The organism is Streptomyces sp. NPDC002640 (assembly GCF_053592575.1).
Window position 1 is genome coordinate 1 of the sequence record NZ_JBSFVZ010000034.1, and the last position, 25,930, is coordinate 25,930.

Genomic DNA, 25,930 nt, shown 5'->3' on the forward strand with positions numbered 1-25,930 from the left:
AACGGCCCGATCACCGCCCACGACTCATCAGTCAGCTCATGACGACGCACCACGAACAGACCAACGACGCCCCCACTTTGCGGACACGACCTAGGCCCGCTCCACGCGGACCGCGCAGGTCTTGAACTCCGGCATCCGGGAGACCGGGTCCAGCGCCGGGTTGGTGAGCGTGTTGACCCGGCCCTCGCCGTACCAGTGGAACGGCATGAACACGGTGTCCGGCCGGATGGAGCCGGTGACCCGCGCCGGGGCCACCGCCCGCCCGCGCCGGGACACCACCGCCAGCCGGTCGCCCTCCGCCACGCCGAGCCGTTCCGCCAGCCGCGGGTGCAGCTCCACGAACGGGCCGGGCGCCGCCGCGGTCAGCTCGGCGACCCGGCGGGTCTGGGCGCCCGACTGGTACTGCGCGACCACCCGCCCGGTGGTGAGCAGCAGCGGGTACTCCTCGTCCGGCTCCTCCGCCGCCGCGCGATGGGCGACCGGCACGAACCGGGCCCGGCCGTCCGGGTGGGCGAACCGGTCCAGGAACATCCGGGGCGTACCGGGGTGCGGGGCGGAACCGCCCGCCGCGGTGGGCTCCTCCGGTGCCGGCCAGAAGACGCCGTTCTCCTCGGCCAGCCGCCGGTAGGTGATCCCGGAGTAGTCCGCGAGCCCGCCCGCGCTGGCGCGGCGCAGCTCCTCGAAGACCTCCTCGGGGTCCTCGGAGAACCCCTTCTCCACGCCGAGCCGGTCGGCGAGTTCCCGCAGCACGGACAGGTCGCCGCGGACCCCCGGCGGCGGCGCCACCGCGCGGCGGCGCAGCAGGACCCGGCCCTCGATGTTGGTCATCGTCCCGGTCTCCTCGGCCCACTGGGTGACCGGCAGCACCACGTCGGCCAGCGCGGCCGTCTCGGAGAGGACCACGTCGGCGACGGCGAGGAAGTCCAGCGACCGGATCCGCTCCTCCACGTGCGCGGCGCGCGGCGCGGACACCACCGGGTTGGACCCCATGAGCAGCAGCGCGCGGACCTCGGTGCCGAGGGCGTCGAGCAGCTCGTAGGCGCTGCGGCCCGGTCCGGGCAGGGAGTCCGGGTCGACGCCCCACACCCCGGCGACGTGGCGGCGGGCCTCCGGGTCGTCCAGCTTCCGGTAGCCGGGCAACTGGTCGGCCTTCTGGCCGTGTTCGCGGCCGCCCTGGCCGTTGCCCTGGCCGGTGAGACAGCCGTAGCCGGAGTACGGGCGGCCGGGCCGCCCGGTGGCCAGGCAGAGGTTGATCCACGCGCCGACCGTGTCGGTCCCCTTGGACTGCTGCTCCGGGCCGCGCGCGGTGAGCACCATCGCCGCCTCCGGCTCGCAGAACATCCGCACCGCCTGGCGGAGCTGGGGCACCGGCACCCCGGTGATCCGCTCCACGTACTCCGGCCAGTGCGCCATCGCCGCGGCCCGGGCCTCCTCCCAGCCGGTGGTCCGCTCCGCGACGTACGCCTCGTCGACGCGGCCCTCGGCGACCACCAGGTGCAGCAGGCCCAGCGCGAGGGCGAGATCGGTGCCGGGACGCGGGGCGATGTGCAGGTCGGCCTGCTCGGCGGTGCGGGTGCGGCGCGGGTCGATCACGATCAGCGTGCCGCCGTTGTCGCGCAGCTCCGTGAAGTAGCGCAGCGCCGGCGGCATCGTCTCGGCGGGGTTGGAGCCGACCAGGATCACGCAGCCGGTGCGGGGGATGTCCTCCAGCGGGAACGGCAGCCCCCGGTCCACCCCGAACGCCCTGGTCCCGGCGGCCGCGGCGGAGGACATGCAGAACCGCCCGTTGTAGTCGATCTGCGAGGTGCCGAGCGCCACCCGGGCGAACTTGCCCAGCGCGTACGCCTTCTCGTTGGTGAGACCGCCGCCGCCGAAGACGCCCACCGCGTCCGCGCCGTGCTCCGCGCGGGTGCGCAGCAGGGCGGAGGCCACCCGGTCCAGGGCCTCCTCCCAGCTTGCCGGGGCGAGTTCGCCGTCCGCGCCGCGCACCAGCGGCGCGGTCAGCCGGGCGGCGCGGTCCAGCACGGCGGTCGCCGTGCGGCCCTTGCCGCACAGGGCGCCCCGGTTCACCGGGAAGTCCGCGCGCTCCAGCACCTCGAGCCCGCCCGTCTCGGCCGGGGCCAGGTTCATGCCGCACTGCAGGGCGCAGTAGGGGCAGTGGGTGGGCGTGGGCGCGGCGGTGTTCTGCATACGCCCCAGCGTGCGCGGCGGGTGTTACGGAGCCGATCGCCGCCGGTTACGCGGCCGGGACGGTGACCTCCCTGCCCCCCTCACGACGCTGTGAGGGCCTGGTCGACGCCCTTCTCCCGGGGCCCCAGGAACCGCGGGTCGGGCTCCAGCAGCGCGTCCAGCGCCGCCTTGCCCGCCGCGAACGCCTCGCGCGCGGTGCCGTAGTACCAGCTCAGGTTGTGCCGGTCCCCCGTGGCGGCGACGCCGTACGAGGTGATGCCGGCCTCCTCGCACAGCGCGACCGCCCGCCGGACATGGAAGCCCTGGGTGATCAGGACCGCCTCGTCCACGCCGAAGATCCGCTTGGCCCGCGCGCAGGAGTCCCAGGTGTCGAAGCCCGCGTAGTCGCTGACGATCCGCGCGTCGGGCACGCCGCGCTCCACGAGGTAGGCGCGCATGGCGTCCGGCTCGTCGTACTCCTCGCGGCTGTTGTCCCCGGTCACCAGGACCGCGCGTATCCGGCCGTCCGCGTAGAGCCCGGCCGCGGTGTCCAGGCGGTGCGCCAGGTAGGGGGAGGGCTCGCCGCCCCACAGCCCGGCGCCGAACACCACGGCCACGCCCGTCTCCGGCACCTCGCCGGGCGCGCGCAGCCGGTCGTCCGCCGTCAGGAACACCCACGTGTACGGCAGCAGCGCCACCGCGCAGACCGCGACGACCGCCCTCACCAGCCGCCGCCGCCCCACCGTCGTCCGCGGCAACCCCGACGTCCGCAGCAACCTCGACGGCCACGGCAACCTCGACGGCCACGTCGACCCCGCCCGCCACGGCAGCCCCGACGGCCGCGGCACTCCCGACGGCCGCGGCCTCCGGGCCCACCGCGACAGCCACGCTCCCCGCGCACTCCACCGTTTCCCCACGTCGTCTCCAACGCAGCGAAGGCGGCGGGCGGTTCCCGCCGGCCTCTCACAGCCGTCGGCCGGCGGCTGTGATGCCGGGGAAAACAACCCGACGCCCGCCCCGCAACCGGACGGCAATCTCCACCGGGGAGGATCAAGGCATGGCCGCAGTCCCGCGAACGACCCGCCCCGCCCTCGTGCTCGTGCCCCACGGCAGCCGCGACCCCCGCGCCCTGCGCACCGCGCTGGCGCTGGCCGGTGCGGTGCGCCGCCGCAGGCCGGGACTCGACGTCCGGCTCGGGCACGTCGAGCTGAACGAGCCGCTGCTCGCCGACACCCTGCGCGGCCTCGGCGGCGCGCCCGCCGTGCTGGTGCCGCTGCTGCTCAGCCGCGGCTACCACGTCAAGCACGACATCCCCGCCACCGTCGCCGCCACCGGCGCCCCCGGGATCCGGCAGGCGCCCGCCCTGGGCCCGCACCCGCTGCTGGTCAGCGCCCTGCACGACCGGCTCACCGAGGCCGGCTGGCCGCCCGCGCCGTCGCCGCGGCACGCCGTGGTGCTGGCCGCCTCCGGCTCCCGCGACCCCGACGCCGCCGTCGACCTCCGCCGGACCGCCGCCGCGCTCGCGGCCCGTCTCGGCGTCCCGGTCGAACCGGCCTGCGCCTCCGCCGCGCCCACCGTCGCCGACGCCGTGTCGGCCCTGGCCGCCCGGGGCCGCACCGAGGTCGCCGTCGCCTCCTACTTCACCGCCCCCGGACGCTTCCACACCGAGACCGTCCGGGCCGCCCCGGGGATCGCCGCCGCCCCGCTCGGCGCCCACCCGGACGTCGCCGGGCTGGTGCTGCTCCGCTACGAGGAGGCGCTGACCGGCCGGCCCGCCGCCCCCGCCGCGCGCCACGCCCTGGCCGCCGCGTAGCCGATGCGGGGCGGCGGTCACCGACACCCTTTACTGTCGGTGGCATGGCAGGCAACGAACCGACCGCCGGATACGACGAGGCCGCCGTCGAGCGGTGGGCCCCGGAACCCGACAAGCGCCCCGGACGCACCGCCTTCCAGCGCGACCGCGCCCGGGTGCTGCACTCCGCCGCGCTGCGCAGGCTCGCCGGGAAGACGCAGGTCGTCACCCCCGGCACCGTCCGCCTCTGGGACGCCAGCCCTCGCACCCGGCTCACCCACTCGCTGGAGTGCGCGCAGGTCGGCCGGGAGCTGGGCGCCGCGCTCGGCTGCGACCCCGACCTGGTGGAGGCCGCGTGCCTCTCCCACGACCTGGGCCACCCCCCGTTCGGCCACAACGGCGAGCAGGCGCTGGACGAGTTCGCCGCCGACTGCGGCGGTTTCGAGGGCAACGCCCAGTCGCTGCGGCTGCTCACCCGCCTGGAGCCCAAACGGTTCGTCACCGACCGCACCACCGGCGAGCAGACCAGCGTCGGCCTCAACCTCAGCCGCGCCGCGCTGGACGCCGCCGCCAAGTACCCCTGGCCGCGCGGCGGGCACCCGGCCGGCCCCGCCTTCCGCAAGTTCGGCGTCTACGACGACGACCGGCGCGTCTTCGACTGGGTGCGGGCCGACGCGCCCGCCCGCGACCGGGTCTGCTTCGAGGCCCAGGTGATGGACTGGGCCGACGACGTCGCCTACTCCGTCCACGACATCGAGGACGGACTGCACGCCGGCCACATCCAGCCGTCCCGCCTGCACAGCGCCACCGACCGCCGGGAGATCTTCACGGTCGCGGTGCTCGACGCCCGCTACGTGCCCGCCGACACCGACCCGGAGGAACTGGGCGCGGCCCTGGACCGGCTCCAGTCGCAGGAGTGGTGGCCGCACGGCTACGACGGCAGCGCCGTCGACCAGGCCCGGCTGAAGGACGCCACCAGCCAGCTCATCGGACGGTTCTGCACCGCCGCCGAGACGGCCACCCGGGCCGCCTACGGCGACGGGCGGCTGACCCGGTACAAGGCGCAGCTGGTGGTGCCCCGGGCCACCCGGATGGAGTGCGCGGTGCTCAAGGCGGTCGCCGACCTGTACGTGATGCAGCGGGCCGAGCAGGAGCGGCTGCGCGCCGAGCAGCGGATCGTCGTCGCCGAACTGGCGGAGGCGCTCACGGCACGGGCGCCGGAAGGGCTGGACCCGCAGTTCGCGGCGCTGTTCGAGGCGGCGGGGGACGACCGGGCCCGCAAGCGGGTCATCGTCGACCAGATCGCCTCGCTGACCGACGCCTCGGCCCGCGCGCTGCACACCCGGCTCACCATGCAGGCGTGAGCGGGGGCCTTTACCGCACGGCCGGGACCGCGTGGCCCCTTCGACAGGTTCCCTTCTCCCACTAGCCTCCGTGCGGGACGCTCATCCGGCACCCCGGAGAAGGAGGCACACCGTGGTCGACGCGGACCAGACGTTCGTCATCGTCGGAGGAGGCCTGGCCGGCGCGAAGGCGGCGGAGACGCTGCGCGCCGAGGGCTTCAGCGGGCGGGTGATAGTGATCAGCGACGAACGCGACCACCCGTACGAGAGGCCACCGCTCTCCAAGGGCTACCTCCTCGGCTCGGCGGACCGCGAGAGCGCCCTCGTCCACGAACCCGCCTGGTACGCGGCGCACGACGTCGAACTGCACCTCGGGCAGACCGTCGAGGCCGTCGACCTGGCGGCGCGGACCGTGCGGCTCGGCGACGACGGCTCCCTCGTCCGGTACGACAAGCTGCTGCTGGCGACCGGGGCGGAGCCGCGCCGGCTGGACGTGCCGGGCACCGACCTGGCCGGCGTCCACCACCTGCGGCGGTTCGCGCACGCGGAGCGGCTCAAGGGCGTCCTCGCCGCGCTCGGCCGCGACAACGGGCACCTGCTGATCGCCGGCGCCGGCTGGATCGGCCTGGAGGTCGCGGCGGCCGGGCGGCACTACGGGGCCGAGGTCACCGTCGTCGAGCCCGCCCCGACGCCGCTGCACGGGGTGCTCGGGCCCGAGCTGGGCAACGTCTTCGCCGAGCTGCACCGGGAGCACGGGGTGCGATTCCAGTTCGGGGCGCGGCTCACCGAGATCGTCGGGCAGGACGGCCTGGTCCTGGCGGCGCGGACCGAGGACGGCGAGGAGCACCCGGCGCACGCGGTGCTCGCCGCGATCGGGGCGGCGCCCAGGACCGGGCTCGCCGAGGCGGCGGGGCTCGAGCTGGCGCCGCGGGAGCAGGGCGGCGGCATCCTCGTCGACGCCTCGCTGCGGACCTCGGACCCGCACGTCTTCGCCGCGGGGGACGTGGCGGCGTTCCCGCATCCGCTGTTCGGGACGCGGCTGCGGGTGGAGCACTGGGCCAACGCGCTCAACGGCGGCCCGGCGGCGGCGCGGGCCATGCTCGGGCGGGAGGTCGTGTACGACCGCGTGCCCTACTTCTTCTCCGACCAGTACGACCTGGGCATGGAGTACTCCGGGTGGGCGCCGCCGGGGGCGTACGACGAGGTGGTCATCCGCGGCGACGCCGGGAAGCGGGAGTTCATCGCCTTCTGGCTGAAGGAGGGGCGGGTGCTGGCCGGGATGAACGTCAACGTGTGGGACGTCACCCCGGCGATCCAGGACCTGATCCGCTCCCAGGCCCCCGTCGACACCGAGGCGCTCTCCGACCCCCGCGTCGCCCTCGCCTCCCTCCCCGCCTGAGACCCGCCGGGGCCCGCCTGAGACCCACCGGGGTCCGCCGGGGCCCACCCAGGCCCACCCGGGCCCACCCGGGCCCACCGGGGCGCACCGGGGCCCACCCAGGCCCACCCGGGCCCACCCGGGCCCACCGGGGCGCACCGGGGCCCACCCAGGCCCACCCGGGCCCGCCCGGGTCCGCCCGGGCGCACCGGGGCCCACCCAGGCCCACCCGGGCCCGCCCGGGCACACCGGGGCCCAACCGGGCCCGCCGGGGCCGGCCCGGGCACACCGGGGCGCGCCGCCCGCCCGAGCGCCCCGCGCCCGGCGGGCGGGCGGCCCGGGCCGTCCGCCGCTCCGCTCCCGCGGCGGTGGCGGGGCGGCGTCGGCGGACCCCCGTACAATTTGCACGTGGCAGGTGGCGGCAGGATCAACGACGAGGACGTGAAGGCGGTCCGGGACGCGGTCCCGATCGACTCCGTCGTCTCGGAGTACCTGCAGCTCAAGAACGCCGGCGGCGGCAACCTCAAGGGCCTCTGCCCGTTCCACGACGAGAAGTCCCCGTCCTTCCAGGTCAGCCCCGCCAAGGGGCTGTTCCACTGCTTCGGCTGCCAGGAGGGCGGCGACACCATCACCTTCGTGATGAAGGTCGACCACCTCACCTTCTCGGAGGCCGTCGAGCGCCTCGCCGCGCAGGCGGGGATCACGCTCCGCTACGAGGAGGGCGGCTACAACCCCTCCCACCAGCGCGGCGAACGCATCCGCCTGATCGAGGCGCACAAGATCGCCGCCCAGTTCTACGCCGAGCAGCTCGCCACCGGCCCCGAGGCCGAGACCGGCCGCGCCTTCCTCGCCGAGCGCGGCTTCGACCAGGCCGCCGCCGAGCACTTCAACGTCGGCTACAGCCCCCAGGGCTGGGACCACCTCACCCGCCACCTCCGCGGCAAGGGGTTCACCGACAAGGAGATCCTCACGTCCGGCCTCGCCCAGGAGGGCCGCCGCGGCCCCATCGACCGCTTCCGCGGCCGCCTGATGTGGCCGATCCGCGACATCGGCGGCGAGGTCGTCGGGTTCGGCGCCCGCAAGCTCTACGAGGCGGACAACGGCCCGAAGTACCTGAACACCCCGGACACCCCGATCTACCGGAAGTCGCAGGTCCTCTACGGCATCGACCTCGCGAAGAAGGACATCGCCAAGAGCAGCCGCGCCGTGGTGGTCGAGGGTTACACCGACGTCATGGCCTGCCACCTGGCCGGTGTGACCACCGCCATAGCCACCTGCGGCACCGCCTTCGGCGGCGACCACATCAAGATCCTCCGCCGGCTGCTGATGGACAACGGCACCTCCCGGGTGATCTTCACCTTCGACGGCGACTCGGCCGGCCAGAAGGCCGCGCTGCGCGCCTTCGAGGACGACCAGAAGTTCGCCGCCGAGACGTACATCGCCATCGCCCCCGACGGCATGGACCCCTGCGACCTGCGCCTGGCCAAGGGCGACGACGCCGTCGCCGACCTGGTCGAGCCGCGCACGCCGCTGTTCGAGTTCGCGCTGCGGCAGATCGTCGCCCGCTACGACCTGGACACCCCCGCCGGGCGCGCCGCCGCGCTGGACGAGGCCGCACCGGTGGTCGCCAAGATCAAGAACGTGGGCGCGCAGCACGAGGTCGCGGTGGAGCTCGCCGGGATGCTCGGCATCCTGGACACCCAGTTCGTGGTGCGCCGGGTCGCCCAGATCGCCCGCTGGGCCCGCGACCGGGGAGGACGGGGCCCCGCCGCGCCCGAGGGAGGCCCGCGCCACCCCCAGGACGGCCCCGCCGCCGCCCCCGCCGGTTCCGGCTCCCGCGCCGCCTCCGGCCCGCCCCTCAACCTCCGCAACCCGGTCCACGCCACCGAGCGGGAGCTGATCAAGCTGGCGCTGCAGCGGCCCGAGCTGGTCTCCCCGGCCTTCGACGCGTACGGCGTCGACGAGTTCACCGCCCCGCCCTACGCGGCGGTCCGTCAGGCGATCCAGGAAGCGGGCGGCGCCGATGCCGGGGCGCATCAGCCGCAGGAGTACCTGATCCGGGTCCGGGAGGCCGCGCCCGACGACACCGTGCGGGCGATGGTCACCGAGCTGGCCGTCGAGGCGATCATGGTGCGCCGCCCGGTGGACGAGAACTACGCGGGGGAGCAGCTGGTCGCGGTCCGCCGCCGCGCGGTGGACCGCCGCATCCAGGAGATCCAGAGCAGCCTGGCCCGCCTCGGCCACCAGGGCGATCCGGCCCAACTCGCCGCGGTGCAGAACGAGTTGTGGGTGCTGCAGCAGTACGGCCAGGCGCTCAGGGAGCGCGGGGCGGCCGCGCTGTAGGGGCTGTCCGGCGTGGTGGTGGGGTGCTGTAGCCTCCCGGCGTGGCCACTGTTCCCGCGCTGTTGGATCATCTCGTCTACGCGACACCGGACCTGGCGTCGACGGTCGCCGACTTCACCCGGCGCACGGGGGTGGCTCCCGCGCCGGGCGGCGCGCACGTCGGTCTGGGCACCCGCAACCACCTGGTGGGTCTGGGCGGCCGGCGGTACCTGGAGATCGTGGGCCCTGACCTGGACCAGCCGGAGCCGGCGGGCCCGCGGCCCTTCGGCGTGGGCGATCTGTCCGCGCCGCGGCTGGCGACCTGGGCGATCTGTCCGCCGGACCCGGACGCGGCGGTGGCCGCGGCCCGCTCGGCCGGGGTGGCCACGGGACCGCTCCGCGGGATGAGCCGCAGGCGTCCGGACGGCACGCTGCTGGAGTGGCGGCTGACGGCGGGCGAGAGCGTGGTGGTGCCGTTCCTGATCGACTGGGGCGCCACCGGGCACCCGTCGGCCGGGCTGCCGAGCGTGTCCCTCCTGGGCATGTCGGCCAGCACCACGGACCCGGACGAGACCCGTCGCCACCTGGCCGCCCTCGGCACCGGACTCGACCTCACCGAGGGCCCCGACAGGCTCGTGGCCCGCATCGGCACTCCCGCGGGAGTCCTGGAACTGTCCTAGGACAGCTCCAGGCCGAGGGCCGGGGTGAGGGCGTCGAGCAGGCGCTCGGTGAACTCCGCCTGCCGTCCGGCCAGTTCCGGGTGGTCGGTGGTGAAGTCGTCCCACAGGACGTGCCGGAGCAGCGCGGCCAGGTCCTCCCGGGCCAGCCGCCCGGAGGCGGTGAAGTACGGCCACTCCTCGGACTGCCGCAGCGCGGCGGCGAGCAACTCCCGGGTGAGCGTGTGCCGTTCCGCGAGCAGGACCGCGTCGTAGAGGTCCTTGCCCTGCGGGTAGCTGTCGGACACCAGCCAGGTCACCTTCCACGCCAGGGACAGCTCGGGCGTCGCCGCCCGCAGGACGGCGCCGTCCGGGAGCTCCACCAGGCCCGGTTCCTCCAGCAGTTCCTCGCCGAAGACGAAGTCCAGCTGCAGGCTTCCGGCCGGGAGGCCCGGGGCGGACCAGGGCAGGACCAGTCGGCGCCCGGGGACCCGGTCGTAGGTCCAGATGTCGTCCGACACGGCCCCGCTCGCGCTGATCCGCAGCCCTTCCCCGGCCTCCCCGGCCTCCCCGGTCCGCTCGCTCAGCGACTGCGCGGCCTCGGCGATCCGGTCGAACATCCGGGCGGTGCGGCCGTCCTCCAGCCGCCAGTCCCGCGGCACGACGACGAAGTCCAGGTCGCCGGGCTCGCGGGCCTCCGGGCCGAACCAGAGGGCCATCAGCGCGCTGCCGCGCAGCATCAGCGAGTCGGCCCAGGGCGAGTCGGCGATCGCCCGCAGCACCAGCCGCATCGCCCGCCGCCGGGCGTCCCGCCAGGCCGCGCCCCGCGCCGGGTCGGCGAACCGGGGGTCCGAGGCCCGGTAGGCGTCGGCGTGCTGCTTCATCGACGGGTCGAAGACGGGGTCCTGGGTCACCCCGTCCGCGGCGACCCAGCGCAGGGTCCTCGGCAGGTCGTGGAACTCGCGGGGCCTCCAGGGCCTGCCACGGGTGCTCATGCCGTCACTCCTTCGTCCGCGGTGGTCAGCCAGCCGTCGTCCACCGACGCGTCGCTGTCGTGGAGCACGAACTCCCGCTCCACGTCGAGCACTTCCAGCCCCGTCAGCTCCGCCAGCAGCGCGTCCAGGGCGCGGCCGGCGCCGTCCGCGGCCACGCCGTGGCAGCGCTGGGTGACGAACCGTTCGTGGTGCCCGGGGCCGGTGACCCGGCGGGCGTTCCAGGACAGGTGCGCGCCGTGCGGGGCGACCCGGGCGGCCAGCGCCGTCAGGTCGGTGCCGGCGGCCAGGCGGAGCTTCACGTGGTGCTCGAAGTGCCGTCCGTCCAGCGGCGGTTCGCGCGGGACCTCCGGGGCCCACGGGTCCGACTCGACCTTCAGCCGGAGCACCGCGAAGCCGTCCCGCTCCAGTTCCCCGGCCACCGCCCGCGCCCGCTCCAGCTGGGCGGCGTACGAGGTGGCCTCGCGCAGGGTCAGCATCGGCTGCGAGCGGGTGCGGCCGCGGGCCAGCACCACATGGGTCAGCTTCAGGTCGCGCGCGGCGGACCAGTCGCGCAGCCGGTGGAGCGCTGCGTCGTCGGCGCACCGCACGGTGAGATGCGCTTCGTAGGAAGAGCGGGGCATCCGCTGATCATCCCAGAGGGATTTCTGGGGGCGCACATGAGTTTTGCGTCCAGTGGGTAACCAACCGGTCACGTACCGGTCCCAGAAAAGCGGCGCACGACCCTCGTGATGGGTATGTGTCCTACGCCACACTGAGTCCGGCGCCGAGTACCCGGAGCACGGACGGCCCGCGACCACGGCGCGGTCGAGCCGCCCGGCGTCAGCCCCCGCAGTCGCCCACAGACGCAAGCGCTGCCGCACCGCCCGGCAGCGATTCCCCCTGGAGGTCGCACGCGTGCAGACCCAGACCCGCACCCCCGCCGCCGGACCCCCGCGCGTCCTGGCCGACGCCGACGCGGCGGTCCTCCCGGCGGTGCCCCTGCAGGACCGCGCCGCGCACCACCCGGAGACCCAGGCCGCCCCCTTCGACGAGCCGGCGGAGCCGGTGGAACCCGCGCGGGCACCGGATCCCCTCGACCTCACGGATCCGGCCGGACCCGCCGTACCGGTCGACGGGGTCGACGCGGTGGAGCCGGACGAACGAGAGGCGCCGGAGGAGCCGGAGGAGGCGGAGCAGCCGGTGGCGGCCGGCCGCCGGAGGCAGACCGCCGGGCCCTCCGCGGACCTGTTCCGGCAGTACCTCCGCGAGATCGGCCGCATCCCCCTGCTGACCGCGGCGGAGGAGGTCGACCTGGCCCGCCGGGTGGAGGCGGGGCTGTTCGCCGAGGAGAAGCTGAGCCGCACCCCCGACCTGGACAGCCGGCTCGCCCACGACCTGGACCGGCTGGTGGTGAGGGGCCGCCTGGCCAAACGCCGGCTGATCGAGGCCAACCTGCGGCTGGTCGTCTCGGTCGCCAAGCGCTACGTGGGCCGCGGCCTGACCATGCTCGACCTGGTCCAGGAGGGCAACCTCGGCCTGATCCGCGCCGTGGAGAAGTTCGACTACGCCCGCGGCTACAAGTTCTCCACCTACGCCACCTGGTGGATCCGCCAGGCCATGTCCCGCGCCCTCGCCGACCAGGCCCGCACCATCCGGGTCCCGGTCCACGTCGTCGAGCTGATCAACCGCGTGGTGCGGGTGCAGCGCCGGATGCTCCAGGAGCGCGGCTCCGAGCCCACCGCCGAGGAGGTCGGCGCCCACCTCGACCTCACCGGCGACCGGGTCCGCGAGGTGCTGCGGCTCGCCCAGGAACCGGTGTCCCTGCACGCGCCGGTCGGCGAGGAGGAGGACGTCGCCCTCGGCGACCTCATCGAGGACGGCGACGCCGTCTCCCCCGTGGAGACGGCGTCGTTCATCCTGCTGCGCCAGCACCTCGACGCCGTGCTCTCCACGCTCAACGAGCGCGAACGCCGGGTGGTCCAGCTCCGCTACGGGCTGATGGACGGCCGCCCCCGCACCCTGGAGGAGATCGGCCGGATCTTCGGCGTCACCCGCGAGCGGATCCGGCAGATCGAGTCCAAGACCCTGAGCAAGCTGCGCGACCACACCTACGCCGAGCAGTTGCGCGGCTACCTCGACTGACCCGGCCCGCCCGCCGCCGGGGCCCGGAGGAAGACGGCCGCGGCGAGGACGGTGAGGAGGACCAGGGCGGCGTTGACGGCGACGGCGGTGTGGATCCCGGCGAGGACCCCGGTGACGGCCGTGCCGGTCATCGTGCCGGTGGCGACGGCGCTCATCACGGGGGTGCCCATGGTGATGCCGATCTGCTGGCTCATGGTGGCGAGGCCGGTGGCCATGCCCTGCTCGTGGTCGGGCAGGCCGCTGGTGGCGGTCACCATGAAGCCGACGATCAGGAGCATGTTGCCGACGCCGCCGACGAAGGTGGCGGCCAGCATCAGGGCGAGCGAGGCGGTCGTGGTGCCCAGGGCGAGCAGGGCCGCGGTGGCGACCGCCTGGACCAGGCCGCCCGCGATCAGGGCGGAGCGGGTGCCGATGCGGGCGATGACCCGGGGAGCGAAGGTGCCGCCCAGGACGGTGCCCAGGCCCAGCACGCCGAAGGAGAGCCCGGCGGCCAGCGGGGAGAAGCCCAGGACCTGCTGCAGGTAGAGGGTCATCAGGAAGACCAGCGAGGTCTCGGTGAGGAAGGCCAGGACACCGGCGACGTTGCCCCAGGCCACGCTGCGGCGGCGCAGGACGCCCACCGGGACGAGAGGGGCGGGGGAGCGCCGTTCGACGAAGTGGAAGACGACCAGGAGAACCACGCCGACGGCGAGGGCGAGCAGGGCCGGGATGTGGGTCCAGCCGTGTTCGCCGGCCTGGGTGAGGCCGAGGACGACGGCGAGCAGGCCCAGGGTGACCGTCACCGCACCCGGGACGTCCAGGCGGGGACGGTCGGCGGGGCGGGACTCCGCGATGACCATCGGGGCGACGATCAGGACGGCCGCGGCGACCGGGACGTTGACGAGGAACGACCACCGCCAGGACAGCAGGTCGGTCAGGACGCCGCCGAGGACGGCGCCGGTGGTGAAACCGGCCGACATCAGGGCGCCGTTGAGACCCAGCGCCTTCTCCCGCAGGGGCCCCTCGGGGAACGCGGTGGTCAGCAGGGACAGGCCGGCCGGGGTGACCGCCGCGGTGGCCAGGCCCTGCAGGACCCGCGCGGCGATCAGCAGCTCGGGGCTGGTGGCCAGACCGCCCACCAGCGAGGCCACGCCGAGGACGGCGAGACCGCCCAGGAACAGGCGGCGGCGCCCGAAGAGGTCGGCGACCCGCCCGAACATCAGCGTGAAGCCCGCGGCGCACAGGGCGAACGAGGTCGCGATCCACTGCAGGTTCGCCAGCGAGAACCCCAGCCCCTCGCCGATCACCGGCAGCGCGACGTTCAGGATCGAGAAGTCGACCGCCAGCATGAACTGCGCGACCAGCAGCACCACCAGCGTCAACCGCATCCGCGGCGTCAGCCGCGTCCGGGGCGTCGGCCGCGTCCGGGGCGTCGGCCGCCGTCCCCCGGATCCCCCGGACCCGGGGGACGGTGTCCCCGCCTCCACCACCGCACCATCGACAACAGACATGACCGTTTCCCTTCGAGGAGGTCCGACGAGGGAAAGCGTGCGGCGGGCGGCCGGGGCCAGCCATTCCCCGGACGTGACGACCCACCGCCCGACCGGTCACGCCGCGGGTGGTCATGCCATGACCACCCGGAACGGGAAGTGCCCCAGCCGCAAGGGAGTTGGGAAGGATGTGACTCCCTCCGCGAAGCGGACAGGACCGGACCACCGGAAGGACAGCCGTGCGTGACTTCTCCGAGCTGAGCGACTTCCTGCGCAGCCGTCGAGCCGCCCTCACCCCCGAGGAGATCGGCCTGCCCCAGCTCGCCGAGCGACGCCGGGTGCCCGGTCTCCGCCGGGAAGAGGTGGCCCTGGCGGCCGGCGTCAGCCTCACCCACTACACCCGGCTGGAACAGGGCCGCGCCCAGCAGGTCTCCGACGCCGTCCTGGAGGCCATCGCCCGCACCCTGCGCCTGACGGCCGACGAGCGCACCCACCTGATGGACCTGGCACGCCCCGAACCCCCGGCGCACCGCCGCCCCCAGGCCCCGCGTCCGCGGCGGGCCGACCAGGCGGGCCAGGAGCTGCGTCAGCTCATCGACACCTTCACCGACACCCCCGCCCTGGTCCTGGACCGCCGCAACGACGTGCTCGCCTGGAACGCCATGGGGCACCTCCTGCTCGCCATGCACCTGGACTTCGACGCCCCCGCCGACCCCTCCCGCCGCCCCAACCTGACCCGGATGCTGTTCCTGGACGAGCACACCGGCGACCTGTACCCCCGCCGGCAGGACGAGGCGCAGCTCGCCGTCGCCTCCCTGCGCCTGGTCGCGGGCCGGCACCGCCACGACCGGCAGCTCGCCGAACTGGTCGGCGACCTCATGCTGAACAGCGAGGAGTTCGCCGAACTCTGGGCCCGGCACCCGGTCCGGACCTGTGTCGCGGGCGTCAAGGAGTTCGACCACCCCCTGGTCGGAGCGATGCGGCTCTCCTTCCAGAGCCTGCTCGTCCCGGGGGACGACGGGCAGCGCGTGATCGCCTACAGCGCCCGCCCGGGCAGCGGGTCGGAGGCCGCGCTGCGCCTGCTCGCCGCCACCCTCCCCGTCAGCCGGGGGGACGGCCCGGACGCCTCCGACGTCCCGGACGTCCCGGCGGCCACCGACTGATCACGGGTCACGCCGCCCGCGTACCCGGGTCGTCCGTGAGCACGACCAGCCGCTGGGTGGCCCGGGTCATGGCGACATAGCGGTCCACCGCGCCCGCGACGCCCTCGCCGAACCGCTCCGGCCGCACCAGCACCACCAGGTCGAACTCGAGCCCCTTGGCCAGCTCGGGGGTGAGCGACCGCACCCGGGGCGTTTCGCGGAAGGCGGGATCGCCGATCACGCAGGCGATGCCCTCCTCGTGGGCGGCCAGCCAGCCGTCCACCACGTCGCGCAGTTCGGCGACGGTGCCGTGGTGCACCGGGATGCCGGCGCGCCGCACCGAGGTGGGCACGTTGGCGTCCGGGACGGCGGCCCGGATCACCGGCTCCGCCTCGGCCATGACCTCCTCCGGGGTGCGGTAGTTGATGCTCAGCGACGCCACCTCCACCCGGTCCAGGCCCACCCGCCGCAGCCGCTCCGGCCAGCTCTCGGTGAAGCCGTCCCGGGCCTGGGCCCGGTCGCCGACGACGGTGAAACTGCGCGACGGGCAGCGCAGCAGGAGCATCCGCCACTCGGCGTCGGTCAGCTCCTGCGCCTCGTCCACCACGACGTGCGCGAACGGGCCGGCCAGCGGATCGGCGCCGGTGGAGGGCAGCGCGGCCCCGTCGACCAGCGACTCCTTCAGGTCGTCGCCGAGCAGCATGGTCACCGCCCCCTCGCCGTCCGGGTCGGCCGCGACCACGCTCTCGATGACGCCCGCCATCCGCTCCCGCTCCGCGGCGACGGAGGCCCGGTGGCGGCGCTTGCGCCGGGCGGTCGCCGGATCGCCCAGGCGCTGCCGCGCGGCGTCCAGCAGCGGCAGGTCGGAGACCGTCCAGGCGTCCGGCCTCTCCCGCCGCAGCAGGCGCACCTCGTCGGGGGTCAGCCAGGGGGCGCACAGCCGCAGGTAGGCGGGGACCGTCCACAGGTCGCCGACCAGGTCGGCGGCCTCGACCATCGGCCAGGCGGCGCCCAGCGCCCCGGTCAGCTCGTCGTCGTGGGCGAGCGCCCGGCGGAACAGATGGGAGGGGACCTCCGCCCCGATCCGGTCCTCGAGCATCGCCACCAGCTCGTCCCAGATCTGCTCCCGCGCCTCGTTGTGCGGGGTGCCCGGCTCCGCCGCGTCGAACGCCTCGGCCCAGTCGGCGGCGGTCAGCGCCACCTGGCCCCACGGGGTGGTCACCGTCAGGCCCTCGGTGGGCGGCGACTCGTAGAACCGCACCGCCTTCTCGATCGCCCGCACCATCTCCACCGACGCCTTCAGCCGGGCCACCTCCGGGTCCGCCTCCGGCACGGCCCGGGCCCCCTCGGCGACCAGGTCGCGCAGGGTGCAGGTGCGCACGCCCTCCTCGCCGAGGCCGGGCAGCACGTCGGCGACGTAGTTCAGGTACGGCTGGTGCGGGCCCACGAAGAGCACCCCGCCCCGGCGGTGGCCCAGCCGCGGGTCGGCGTACAGCAGGTACGCGGACCGGTGCAGGGCCACCACGGTCTTGCCGGTGCCCGGCCCGCCGTCCACCACCAGCGCGCCGCGCGAGCCCGCCCGGATGACGGCGTCCTGGTCGGCCTGGATGGTGGCGAGCACGTCCCGCATCCGCGAGGAACGGTTCGCGCCGAGGCTCGCGACGAAGGCGGACTGGTCGTCCAGCGCCGCCCGGTGCTCGCCGAGACCGTCGGGGGTGAACACCTCGTCCCAGTAGTCGCTGACGCGGCCCGCCGTCCACCGGTACCGGCGGCGGCTCGCCAGCCCCATCGGGCTGGCGTGGGTCGCGGCGAAGAACGGCTCCGCGGCGGGGGAGCGCCAGTCCAGCAGCAGCCGGCGGCCCGAGCTGTCGGTGAGGCCGAGCCGCCCGACGTACAGCGGCTCCCCGGACCCGTCGGCGGGGACCATCCGGCCCAGGCAGAGGTCCAGGCCGAACCGGCGCAGCGCGCGCAGCCGCGCGGTGAGGCGGTGGATCTCCAGGTCGCGCTCCATCGCCTCCCGGCCCACGCCGCCGGGCGCCCGCCGCTCCGCGTCGAGGCGGTCCGACAGCTCGGCGATCGCCTGCTCCAGGGTGGCGGCGACGTCCGCGAAGTGACGCTCGTCGTCGCCGACGAGCCGCGGGTCGGCCTTGGCGGCCAGCCGCTCGGGCAGGTCGAAGGCGTGGGCGGGCAGGGAAGGAAAGGTCACCGTGCGGCTCCGTCACAGGGGGGTCGCGCCCGTGGTCACCGGCGCGAGGAGCGATTGTGCGCCATGAGGGGGGCCTTGCCGCAAGGACCCCCTTGCGCTATACCTTGACCATGGCAGGAGGTGTCCGTACCCTCCGCCCCTCCGCCCCCCCCGCACGACGAACGAACGGTCCGGCCCCCATCCGCGAGCGCGGGTGGGGGCCGGACCGCGTCACGGGTCACTCCACCTCGGCGACCGCCTGGGCGAACTGCGCCTTGTAGAGGCGGGCGTAGGCGCCGTCCTCCGCCAGCAGCGCGGCGTGGCGGCCCTGCTCCACGATCGCGCCGTTCTCCATCACCAGGATGGTGTCCGCGTCCCGGATGGTGGAGAGCCGGTGCGCGATCACGAACGAGGTCCGGCCGTGCGCCAGCTTCGCCATCGCCTTCTGGATCAGCACCTCGGTCCGGGTGTCGACGGAACTGGTCGCCTCGTCCAGCACCAGGATCACCGGGTCGGACAGGAAGGCGCGGGCGATCGTGATCAGCTGCTTCTCGCCCGCGCTCACCCCCGACCCCTCGCCGTCGATCACCGTGTCGTAGCCGTCCGGCAGGGTGCGGATGAACCGGTCGGCGTGCGCGGCGCGCGCCGCCTCCTCCACGTCGCCGCGGGTCACCTCGCCGGGCGCCCCGTACGCGATGTTCTCGGCGATGGTCCCGCCGAAGAGCCAGGTGTCCTGCAGCACCATGCCGATCGCGGACCGCAGCTCGTCCCGTGACATCGTGGCGACGTCCACCCCGTCCAGCGTGATCCGTCCGCCGGTGACCTCGTAGAACCGCATCAGCAGGTTCACCAGCGTGGTCTTGCCGGCGCCGGTCGGGCCCACGATCGCCACCGTGTGCCCCGGCTCCACCGTCAGCGACAGGTCCTCGATCAGCGGCTTGTCCGGCTCGTAGCGGAACGCCACCCGCTCGAACCCGACCCGGCCGCGCAGCTCCTCCGGGCGCACCCCGGGGATCGGGTCGGCGTCCTGCTCCTCGGCGTCCAGCAGCTCGAAGACCCGCTCCGCCGAGGCCACGCCCGACTGCACCAGGTTCGCCATCGACGCCACCTGCGTCAGCGGCATCGAGAACTGCCGCGAGTACTGGATGAACGCCTGCACGTCACCGATGGACAGCGACCCCGACGCCACCCGCAGACCGCCGACCACGGCCACCAGCACGTAGTTCAGGTTGGAGACGAACATCATCAGCGGCTGCATCACACCGCTCATGAACTGCGCCTTGAACCCGGCCCGGTACAGCTCCTCGTTGTGCTCGGCGAACCTCGCCGCCGACTCGTCCTGCCGGCCGAACACCTTCACCAGCGAGTGGCCGGTGTACATCTCCTCGATGTGCGCGTTGAGCTGCCCCGTCGTGCGCCACTGGTCCACGAAGTGCGGCTGGGACCGCTTGCCCACCTTGGTCGCCACCACGAACGACAGCGGCACCGTCACCAGCGCGACCAGCGCCAGCAGCCAGGACACCCAGAACATCATCACCAGCACGCCGACGATCGACAGGACCGCGTTCACCAGCTGCCCCATCGACTGCTGCAGCGTCTGCCCCAGGTTGTCGATGTCGTTGGTGGCCCGGCTCAGCACCTCGCCGCGCTGCCGCTTGTCGAAGTACGACAGCGGCAGCCGCGACAGCTTCGTCTGCACGTCCTCGCGCATCCGGAACATCGTCCGGTTGACCGCCCGGTTCACCATCCGGGTGGCCACCGCCATCAGCAGCCCGGCCGCCACGAACATCCCGAGGGCCAGCAGCAGCACGCCGCCCACCGCCGCGAAGTCGATGCCCTCGCCCGGGGTGAAGTCCACCCCGCCCAGCATGTCCGCGACCCCGTCCTCGCCGCGGGCCCGCATCGACTCGAGGACCTGCTCCTTGGTCGCCCCCGCGGGCATCTCCCGTCCGACGATGCCGGCGAAGACCAGGTCGGTGGCCCGCCCCAGGATCTTCGGCCCGACCACCGTCAGCCCGACGCTCACCACCACCGACGCGAGCATCACCCACAGCGACACCCGCTCCGGCCTGAACTGCGCCAGCAGGCGCCTGGTGGACCCCTTGAAGTCCATCGACCGGTTGTCCGGACCCGTCCCGGCCATCATCCGCCCCGCAGGCCCGGCCATCAGGCTGCCTCCGCTTCCGTCAGCTGGGAGAGCACGATCTCCCGGTAGGTCTCGTTGCCGTCCATCAGCTCCGCGTGCCGGCCCACGCCGACCACCCGGCCCTCGTCCAGGACGACGATCCGGTCCGCGTCCCTGATCGTGGACACCCGCTGCGCCACGATCAGCACGGTGGCCCCGGCCGTCTCCCGGATCAGGGCCGACCGCAGCGCCGCGTCGGTGGCGTAGTCGAGCGCCGAGAAGGAGTCGTCGAACAGGTAGATCTCCGGGCGCTGCACCAGCGTCCTGGCGATGGCCAGGCGCTGCCGCTGGCCGCCGGAGACGTTGGAGCCGCCCTGCGCGACCGGGGCGTCCAGGCCGCCCTCCAGCCCGGCCACGAACTCCTTGGCCTGCGCCACCTCCAGCGCGTGCCACAGCTCCTCGTCCGTCGCGTCCGGGTTGCCGTACCGCAGGTTCGTCGCCACCGTGCCCGCGAACAGGTACGGCTTCTGCGGCACCAGGGACACCGTCCTCGCCAGCACCCGGGGGTCGATCTGCCGGACGTCCACCCCGTCGACCAGGACCTCGCCCTCCGTCGCGTCGAACAGCCGGGGCACCAGGCCCAGCAGGGTCGACTTGCCGGAACCGGTCGAGCCGATCACCGCGGTGACCTCGCCGGGCCGCGCCAGCAGGTCGACGCCCTTGAGCACCGGCTCCTCCGCGCCCGGGTAGCGGAACCCGGCCCCGCGCAGCTCCAGCGTCCCGCTCGCCCGCAGCTCGGTCACCCCGGCCTCGGGCGGCACCACGCTGGACTCCGTGTCCAGGACCTCCTGGATCCGCTCGGCGCACACCTCCGCCCGCGGGATCATCATGAACATGAAGGTGGCCATCATCACCGACATGACGATCTGCATCAGGTAGGCCAGGAACGCCGTCAGGTCGCCGATGCCCATGCCGCCCGACTCGATGCGGTGCGCGCCGAACCAGAGCACCGCGATCGACGCCAGGTTCACCACCGTCATCACGACCGGGAACATCAGCGCCATCAGGTTGCCGGTCCCGAGCGAGACCTCGGTCAGCTCCTCGTTGGCCTTCCGGAAGCGCTCCTGCTCGTACTCGTCCCGCACGAACGCCCGGATCACCCGGTTGCCGGTGATCTGCTCGCGCAGCACCCGGTTCACCTGGTCCAGCCGCTCCTGCATGGTCCGGAACAGCGGCCGCAGCGCGCGGATCAGGAAGGTCAGCGCCACCGCCATCACCGGCAGCACCCCCAGCAGCACGCCGGAGAGCGGCACGTCCAGGCCCAGCGCCATGACCACGCCGCCCACGCCCATGATCGGCGCGGACACCATCAGGGTGAACGTCATCAGCGCCAGCATCTGGATCTGCTGGACGTCGTTGGTGGTCCGGGTGATCAGCGAGGGCGCGCCGAAGCGGCCCAGCTCGCGGGCCGAGAAGGACTGCACCCGGTCGAAGACCGCGGCGCGCAGGTCGCGGCCGAGCGCGGCGGCGGTGCGGGCGCCGAAGTGCACGGCGCCGATGTTGCAGACCACCTGCGCGAGGGAGATGGCCAGCATCAGGGCGCCGAACGCCAGGATGTAGCCGGTGTCGCCCTTCACCACGCCGTCGTCGATGATGTCGGCGTTCAGGGTGGGCAGGTAGAGGGTCGCGCACGTCTGCAGCAGCTGCAGCGCCACGACCAGGGCGATGGGGGTGCGGTAGGGCCGTAGGTGGGTTCTCAGGAGTCGTATGAGCACGCCGATACTTTCGAGAGGCCGACGAAGGGGCGCGGGCTCCGCGGGGCGCGGATCCCACGCCGCCTATCGTCGGACACGACAGTGGCGTTACCTCAAGTGATTAAGCCAAGCGCGGGCCAAATCGGGGTCAGGGTTCAGCCGCAGGGGTTCTCCCGGGCTGTCAGGGGGTCCCCGCGGTCACCCCGGGAACGCCCCCGGGTGGGTCTGCTCGCGCACCGTGACGTACTGCTGCCGGACCGCCTGGCCCACCGGCAGGTCGTCCCCCGGCTCCAGGACCTGCGCGGCGGCGCCCTGCCAGGCCGGCGGCCGGTGCGGCTCCAGCGTCCCGTGCGCGACGCCGAGCGCCCAGGCCGCCTGGCGTGCCGCCCCGACCGCCGCGTAGTCGGCCGGCTGCGGCACCACGACCTGCGTCCCGAACAGCGCCGGGGCGATCGCGCGCACCGCCGGCAGCTCCGCCGCCTCGCCCAGCAGGAAGACCCGCCGCACCGCCACCCCCCGCTCCCGCAGCACGTCCAGCGCGTCCGCCAGGGAGCACAGCATCCCCTCGAACGCGGCCCGCGCCAGGTGCTCGGGCCGCATCGACTCGGACCGCAGCCCGGTGAGGGTGCCCGCCGCGTGCGGCAGGTTCGGCGTGCGCTCGCCCTCCAGGTAGGGCAGCAGCACCAGTCCGTGCGCGCCCGGCGTCGACTTCAGCGCCAGCTCCGACAGCTCCCGGGGGCCGTCCACGTCGAGCATCCCCGCGGTGGCCCGCAGCACCCGCACCGCGTTGGACGTGGACACCACGGGCAGGTGCATGCCGGTCGCGTCGGCCAGCGACGTCACCGAGCCGCCGGCGTCACCGACGGCCTCCGGGTGCACGGCCATCACCGAACCGGAGACGCCCAGCGACACCACCGCGTCGCCCACGCCGACCCCGAGGCCGAAGGCCGCCGCCATGGTCTCCCCGGTGCCGGAGGAGATCAGCAGTCCCTCCGGCGTGGTGCCCGCCGCCTCCCAGGGGGCGACCACCTCCGGCAGGGCCGCCGGGTGCCCCAGCGCCAGCTCGACCAGGTCGGGGCGCCAGGTGCCGGTGGCGGCCGACCAGTAGCCGGTGCCGGAGGCGCCGCCGCGGTCGGTGGTGCGCCGCGCGGGGCGGCCGAGCAGCTGCCAGACCAGCCAGTCGTGCGCCTGCATCAGGAAGGCCGTGCGGTCGGCGTTCTCCGGCTCGCCGCGGCGCAGCCACCGCAGCTTGGTCACCGGCTGCGCGGCCTGCGGGACGAGGCCCACGGCCCGCGCCCACGCCTCCCGGCCGCCCAGCAGGTCCACCAGGTCGGCGGCCGAGGTCTGCGCGCGCCGGTCGCCCCCGGTCAGCGCAGGCCGGACGAGGTTGCCGTGGCCGTCCAGCGGCACCAGGGCGTTGCGCTGCGCGGAGACGCCGATGGCCTGCACCCCCTCCAGCAGGCCGCCCCCGGCGGCCTCGCCCAAGGAGCGCAGCCACGCCTGCGGGTCGACGTCCGCCGGACGCCCCCCGCCCTCGGCCGGCTCGATCGGATGCGGAGCGTAACCCTGCCGCAGCACGGCACCGGTCTCCGCGTCACAGACCACGATGCGAGTCGAATCGGACGAACTGTCCAAGCCGGCGACTATCCCCATGGGGGTGATTGTGCACCACCCGCAACGCTTCCGGCCCGGACGACGGCCGAAGACCGTGCGGGGCCCGGACATGCGGGGCCGTCACCGGCGGGCGGGGTCCGACGCCGAACGGGCCCGCACCGGGACCGGTGCGGGCCTCGTGCCCGGATCGGGGCCGCGGACCGGGGCCGCGGCCCCGAGGCGGCTCGGACGGTGGCTCAGACGGTGCCGGTTCCCCAGTCGTCCGTGCCGTGCTGTCCGTTGGAGCCGGACCGGCTGCCGCGGACGGACTTCACCCGCTGGGAGACCGAGTCGGGCATCTTGTCGCTCACGGTGTGGTAGGCCTTGCCGGCCACCTGGCGGCCCTGCTGGGCCGCGGTCTCCGCGGTGTTGCGCACCGCGGGGTTCTCGGTGATCTGGCGGGCCTTGGTCATGATCTGTTCATATCGTTCCCGCCCGGCTTTCGCGCCGAGCACGTAGCCCAGGGCCACTCCGGTCATGAATGTGAGCCGGTAGCGCATGGTCGGCCACCCTTCCTTCGGCTTCGGCAACGGTCACAGGGGATACCGATTGGCGGAGCACCCCCCTGCTTGCGCTAATGTATGTCTCGCAGCGAGCGCGCGCCCCCTGGCGAATACCCGGGTGGAGGCGTTCGATGCAGCGAGGCATTCCTCCGTAGCTCAATTGGCAGAGCAGCCGGCTGTTAACCGGCAGGTTACTGGTTCGAGTCCAGTCGGGGGAGCTTCGGTCCTCCGTAGCTCAATTGGCAGAGCAGCCGGCTGTTAACCGGCAGGTTACTGGTTCGAGTCCAGTCGGGGGAGCACGCTTGAACGAGGGCCCCGCCGGGGTCCTTTTTCATGCCCTGCCACGTCCGACTCCCGCACTCCGCAGCGGGTCAGCAGTTGGTCATGGTCATGCTGTCGACCTAGCTGAGGCAGGAGATCGTATGAGCGGCTATGCTGCGGCAGACGGCGCGCACATATGTGCGCGACGCGCCGTGAAGGGGCGGTAGCTCAGCCGGTTAGAGCAGCGGACTCATAATCCGCCGGCCGTGGGTTCGAGTCCCACCCGCCCCACCACGGACCCCTTACCTCGGCGCCCCCGGGCGCACCACGGCTCCCTGCCGCCGCGCCCGCGGCGAAGGGAGCCGTTGTCGTTGTGCGGGCCGCTCGGTCCTGTGTACGGGCCGCTCAGTCCCGGTCGCTCTCGTCGTCCGCCTCGCCCTCCGCCTGGGAGGGGTTGGTGTGCGGCGGATTGACGTGTTCCTCCTCACCCGGCTCGGGGTCGCGCTCGCCCTCCGCCTGGGAAGCCGTCGGGATCGGCTCGTCGCTCATGGGTTCTCCTTACGGGAACGGGGCAGGAGGTGACAGGGCCACCGCCCGCGGCTCTCGGGCGGCGGGTACCCGGTGGCCGGGCGCCTGACGCGTGGCGGACGTCTCGCCCTCCGACGGGGCACGCGGTGCCCGGCCCGGGTCGGCGCCAGGCATACTGGACGGCGCCGGCAACCCGACAGGAGGCGTTGTGCACAGCCCGGAGAGGACCGCGGCAGGGGCCGCGGCCCCCGCGAACGCGGCGCCGTGCCTGACGGTCCACCGTCTCCCCGCGGGGAGAGGTGTCCGACTCGCCGGTGAGGTCGGCCTGACCACCCGCCCCGTCTGGACGGAGGTGCTGGCCGACGCCGCCGCGGCCGGCGGCAGCGCCTATGTGCTGGACCTGGCCGAGGTCGGCTTCGTCGACGTGGCGGGGGCCGAGGCGCTCGCCCGTACCGTGGAACGACTGGACGCCGACCGCCGGCTCGTCCTGCACGACCCGCCGAGGACCCTCAAGCGAGTCCTGGAGATGTACTGGCCCGGCCTGCCGGGGATCGAGGTGCCGACGCCGTGAGTACCGTGACCGAACCGTTCGTGCACCCAGCCCTGTTCTACGCGGACGCCGCCGAGTACCTGGCCGGCACCGTGTCGTTCGTGCGTGAGGGGCTGGAGCGGGGCGAGCCGGTGGCCGTCGCCGTTCCCTCGTACAACCTGGAGCTGATCCGCGCCGAGCTGGGCGATGACGGCTCGCGGGTGCGCTTCCTCGACATGCAGAAGGCGGGACGCAACCCCGGGCGGATCATCCCCGGTGTGCTGCGCGCCTTCGCCGACTCCCACCCCGGCGCGGGACGGGTCCGGCTGATCGGCGAGCCGATCTGGGCGGGCCGCTCGGAGATCGAGTACCCGGCCTGCGCCCAGCACGAGGCGCTGATCAACCACGCCTTCACGGGCCGCGAGGTCAGCATCCTCTGCCCGTACGACACCACCCGGCTCGACGAGCGGTCGCTCGCCGACGCCTACGTCACGCACCCCGTGGTGATCGACGGCGGCGGACGGCAGAGCGACAGCCCGGCCTACGACCCGGACGGCCTCGTCGCCCGCTACAACCAGCCCCTGCCCGAGGCGCCCTCCGGGATCCGCCTGAGCTTCGACTACGACGCCGAGTCGCTGCCGACGGCCCGGCACCGCAGCGTCGCCGAGGCCGCGCAGGCCGGACTCGCCGGCGAGCGGCTGGACGACTTCGCGCTGATCGTGGCCGAGCTCACCACCAACAGCGTCGTCCACGGCGGCGGCCGGGGCACCGTGCGGCTGTGGACCGCGGACGGCCACCTGGTGTGCGAGGTCCGCGACGCCGGGCAGCTGACCGACCCGCTGGCCGGACGCCGCCCGGCCGGCCGCGACCAGATCGGCGGGCGCGGCCTGCTCACCGTCAACCTGCTCGCTGACCTGGTGCGCGTGCACACCGGCGGCTACGGCACCACCGTCCGCGCCTACCTGGCGCTCTGATCCTCCGGGGCCGCGGCTTGCCCCCCCGGGG

20 protein-coding genes and 3 tRNA genes are annotated in these 25,930 nt (G+C 74.3%); 12 read left to right on the forward strand and 11 right to left on the reverse strand.

What is annotated here, in order from left to right:
* Positions 1-90 precede the first annotated feature (90 nt).
* Positions 91-2,190, reverse strand: coding sequence for a molybdopterin oxidoreductase family protein (locus ACWD3O_RS31460; RefSeq protein ID WP_451418222.1), 2,100 nt, complete (start codon positions 2,188-2,190; stop codon positions 91-93).
* 80 nt (positions 2,191-2,270) lie between these two features.
* Positions 2,271-2,927 carry a SanA/YdcF family protein gene (locus ACWD3O_RS31465; protein WP_451418223.1) on the reverse strand — a complete coding sequence of 219 codons (657 nt, stop codon included), beginning with the start codon at positions 2,925-2,927 and terminating at the stop codon, positions 2,271-2,273.
* Positions 2,928-3,157: 230 nt separating this feature from the next.
* On the opposite strand from ACWD3O_RS31465, the gene ACWD3O_RS31470 reads away from it, so the two are divergent.
* The 5 genes from ACWD3O_RS31470 to ACWD3O_RS31490 all read left to right on the forward strand — a co-directional run bounded on the left by ACWD3O_RS31470 (position 3,158) and on the right by ACWD3O_RS31490 (position 9,684).
* Entirely contained in the window at positions 3,158-3,982 is an 825-nt protein-coding gene (locus ACWD3O_RS31470; RefSeq protein WP_451418224.1) for a sirohydrochlorin chelatase, read from the forward strand.
* 44 nt (positions 3,983-4,026) lie between these two features.
* Entirely contained in the window at positions 4,027-5,325 is a 1,299-nt protein-coding gene (locus ACWD3O_RS31475) for a deoxyguanosinetriphosphate triphosphohydrolase (protein ID WP_451409886.1), read from the forward strand.
* Between the two features lie 112 nt (positions 5,326-5,437).
* On the forward strand, positions 5,438-6,703 hold the full coding sequence (locus ACWD3O_RS31480; protein WP_451418225.1) for an NAD(P)/FAD-dependent oxidoreductase: 1,266 nt from the start codon (positions 5,438-5,440) through the stop codon (positions 6,701-6,703).
* A 387-nt stretch (positions 6,704-7,090) separates the two neighbouring features.
* A complete protein-coding gene (dnaG, locus tag ACWD3O_RS31485; RefSeq protein ID WP_451418226.1) occupies positions 7,091-9,025 on the forward strand; it encodes a DNA primase in 1,935 nt (644 codons plus the stop codon).
* Positions 9,026-9,066: 41 nt separating this feature from the next.
* Entirely contained in the window at positions 9,067-9,684 is a 618-nt protein-coding gene (locus tag ACWD3O_RS31490; protein WP_451418227.1) for a VOC family protein, read from the forward strand.
* Here the strand turns inward: ACWD3O_RS31490 and ACWD3O_RS31495 are convergent.
* Both ACWD3O_RS31495 and ACWD3O_RS31500 read right to left on the reverse strand, forming a co-directional pair.
* Entirely contained in the window at positions 9,681-10,655 is a 975-nt protein-coding gene (locus tag ACWD3O_RS31495; RefSeq protein WP_451418228.1) for a nucleotidyl transferase AbiEii/AbiGii toxin family protein, read from the reverse strand. The two genes, ACWD3O_RS31490 and ACWD3O_RS31495, sit on opposite strands and share 4 nt — an antisense overlap.
* Entirely contained in the window at positions 10,652-11,275 is a 624-nt protein-coding gene (locus ACWD3O_RS31500) for a hypothetical protein (RefSeq protein ID WP_451418229.1), read from the reverse strand. The genes ACWD3O_RS31495 and ACWD3O_RS31500 overlap by 4 nt, the downstream gene beginning before the upstream one ends.
* A 274-nt stretch (positions 11,276-11,549) precedes the next feature.
* Here ACWD3O_RS31500 and ACWD3O_RS31505 point away from each other — a divergent pair, with 274 nt between their 5' ends.
* A complete protein-coding gene (locus ACWD3O_RS31505) occupies positions 11,550-12,776 on the forward strand; it encodes an RNA polymerase sigma factor (RefSeq protein WP_451418230.1) in 1,227 nt (408 codons plus the stop codon).
* On the opposite strand, the gene ACWD3O_RS31510 is transcribed toward ACWD3O_RS31505, so the two are convergent.
* The gene (locus ACWD3O_RS31510) at positions 12,764-14,143 is read right to left on the reverse strand and encodes an MFS transporter (protein WP_451418254.1); all 1,380 of its coding nucleotides are present in this window, start codon (positions 14,141-14,143) and stop codon (positions 12,764-12,766) included. The two genes, ACWD3O_RS31505 and ACWD3O_RS31510, sit on opposite strands and share 13 nt — an antisense overlap.
* Before the next feature lie 341 nt (positions 14,144-14,484).
* Between ACWD3O_RS31510 and ACWD3O_RS31515 the strand changes: the two genes are divergently transcribed.
* Entirely contained in the window at positions 14,485-15,408 is a 924-nt protein-coding gene (locus ACWD3O_RS31515; protein ID WP_451409893.1) for a helix-turn-helix transcriptional regulator, read from the forward strand.
* 7 nt (positions 15,409-15,415) lie between these two features.
* On the opposite strand, the gene helR is transcribed toward ACWD3O_RS31515, so the two are convergent.
* From helR to ACWD3O_RS31540, 5 genes are all read right to left on the reverse strand, one after another.
* Entirely contained in the window at positions 15,416-17,593 is a 2,178-nt protein-coding gene (gene helR / locus ACWD3O_RS31520; RefSeq protein WP_451418231.1) for an RNA polymerase recycling motor ATPase HelR, read from the reverse strand.
* A 217-nt stretch (positions 17,594-17,810) separates the two neighbouring features.
* Positions 17,811-19,739 carry an ABC transporter ATP-binding protein gene (locus tag ACWD3O_RS31525; RefSeq protein ID WP_451418232.1) on the reverse strand — a complete coding sequence of 643 codons (1,929 nt, stop codon included), beginning with the start codon at positions 19,737-19,739 and terminating at the stop codon, positions 17,811-17,813.
* Positions 19,739-21,472: an ABC transporter ATP-binding protein gene (locus ACWD3O_RS31530; protein ID WP_451418233.1), complete on the reverse strand. Its 1,734-nt coding sequence runs from the start codon at positions 21,470-21,472 to the stop codon at positions 19,739-19,741. Before ACWD3O_RS31530 ends, ACWD3O_RS31525 begins: the two co-directional genes overlap by 1 nt.
* A 177-nt stretch (positions 21,473-21,649) precedes the next feature.
* Positions 21,650-23,104 (reverse strand): FGGY family carbohydrate kinase, encoded by a 1,455-nt coding sequence (locus tag ACWD3O_RS31535; RefSeq protein ID WP_451409897.1) that lies wholly within the window; start codon positions 23,102-23,104, stop codon positions 21,650-21,652.
* A gap of 197 nt (positions 23,105-23,301) precedes the next feature.
* Complete coding sequence (locus ACWD3O_RS31540) at positions 23,302-23,604, reverse strand: YtxH domain-containing protein (RefSeq protein ID WP_451409898.1); 303 nt, start codon at positions 23,602-23,604, stop codon at positions 23,302-23,304.
* A 148-nt stretch (positions 23,605-23,752) separates the two neighbouring features.
* Here ACWD3O_RS31540 and ACWD3O_RS31545 point away from each other — a divergent pair.
* From ACWD3O_RS31545 to ACWD3O_RS31555, 3 genes are all read left to right on the forward strand, one after another.
* Positions 23,753-23,825, forward strand: a tRNA-Asn gene (locus tag ACWD3O_RS31545).
* Between the two features lie 6 nt (positions 23,826-23,831).
* A tRNA-Asn gene (locus tag ACWD3O_RS31550) sits at positions 23,832-23,904 on the forward strand.
* 181 nt (positions 23,905-24,085) lie between these two features.
* Positions 24,086-24,162 (forward strand) — tRNA-Ile (locus ACWD3O_RS31555).
* Positions 24,163-24,273: 111 nt separating this feature from the next.
* Here ACWD3O_RS31555 and ACWD3O_RS31560 read toward each other — a convergent pair.
* Complete coding sequence (locus ACWD3O_RS31560; RefSeq protein WP_451409899.1) at positions 24,274-24,417, reverse strand: hypothetical protein; 144 nt, start codon at positions 24,415-24,417, stop codon at positions 24,274-24,276.
* Between the two features lie 187 nt (positions 24,418-24,604).
* Between ACWD3O_RS31560 and ACWD3O_RS31565 the strand changes: the two genes are divergently transcribed.
* Together ACWD3O_RS31565 and ACWD3O_RS31570 are read left to right on the forward strand one after the other, a co-directional pair.
* Positions 24,605-24,967 carry an STAS domain-containing protein gene (locus ACWD3O_RS31565; protein ID WP_451409900.1) on the forward strand — a complete coding sequence of 121 codons (363 nt, stop codon included), beginning with the start codon at positions 24,605-24,607 and terminating at the stop codon, positions 24,965-24,967.
* Positions 24,964-25,899 carry an anti-sigma factor RsbA family regulatory protein gene (locus tag ACWD3O_RS31570; protein ID WP_451418234.1) on the forward strand — a complete coding sequence of 312 codons (936 nt, stop codon included), beginning with the start codon at positions 24,964-24,966 and terminating at the stop codon, positions 25,897-25,899. The genes ACWD3O_RS31565 and ACWD3O_RS31570 overlap by 4 nt, the downstream gene beginning before the upstream one ends.
* Positions 25,900-25,930 lie beyond the last annotated feature (31 nt).

Bases quoted from the DNA above. Each gene is read 5' to 3' on its own strand.
- ACWD3O_RS31460 (WP_451418222.1), bottom strand. From the start codon at position 2,190: ATGCAGAACACCGCCGCGCCCACGCCCACCCACTGCCCCTACTGCGCC.
- ACWD3O_RS31470 (WP_451418224.1), top strand. From the start codon at position 3,158: ATGCCGGGGAAAACAACCCGACGCCCGCCCCGCAACCGGACGGCAATC.
- ACWD3O_RS31475 (WP_451409886.1), top strand. From the start codon at position 4,027: ATGGCAGGCAACGAACCGACCGCCGGATACGACGAGGCCGCCGTCGAG.
- ACWD3O_RS31495 (WP_451418228.1), bottom strand. From the start codon at position 10,655: ATGAGCACCCGTGGCAGGCCCTGGAGGCCCCGCGAGTTCCACGACCTG.
- ACWD3O_RS31500 (WP_451418229.1), bottom strand. From the start codon at position 11,275: ATGCCCCGCTCTTCCTACGAAGCGCATCTCACCGTGCGGTGCGCCGAC.
- ACWD3O_RS31510 (WP_451418254.1), bottom strand. From the start codon at position 14,143: ATGCGGTTGACGCTGGTGGTGCTGCTGGTCGCGCAGTTCATGCTGGCG.
- ACWD3O_RS31525 (WP_451418232.1), bottom strand. From the start codon at position 19,739: ATGGCCGGGCCTGCGGGGCGGATGATGGCCGGGACGGGTCCGGACAAC.
- ACWD3O_RS31535 (WP_451409897.1), bottom strand. From the start codon at position 23,104: ATGGGGATAGTCGCCGGCTTGGACAGTTCGTCCGATTCGACTCGCATC.
- ACWD3O_RS31540 (WP_451409898.1), bottom strand. From the start codon at position 23,604: ATGCGCTACCGGCTCACATTCATGACCGGAGTGGCCCTGGGCTACGTG.
- ACWD3O_RS31560 (WP_451409899.1), bottom strand. From the start codon at position 24,417: ATGAGCGACGAGCCGATCCCGACGGCTTCCCAGGCGGAGGGCGAGCGC.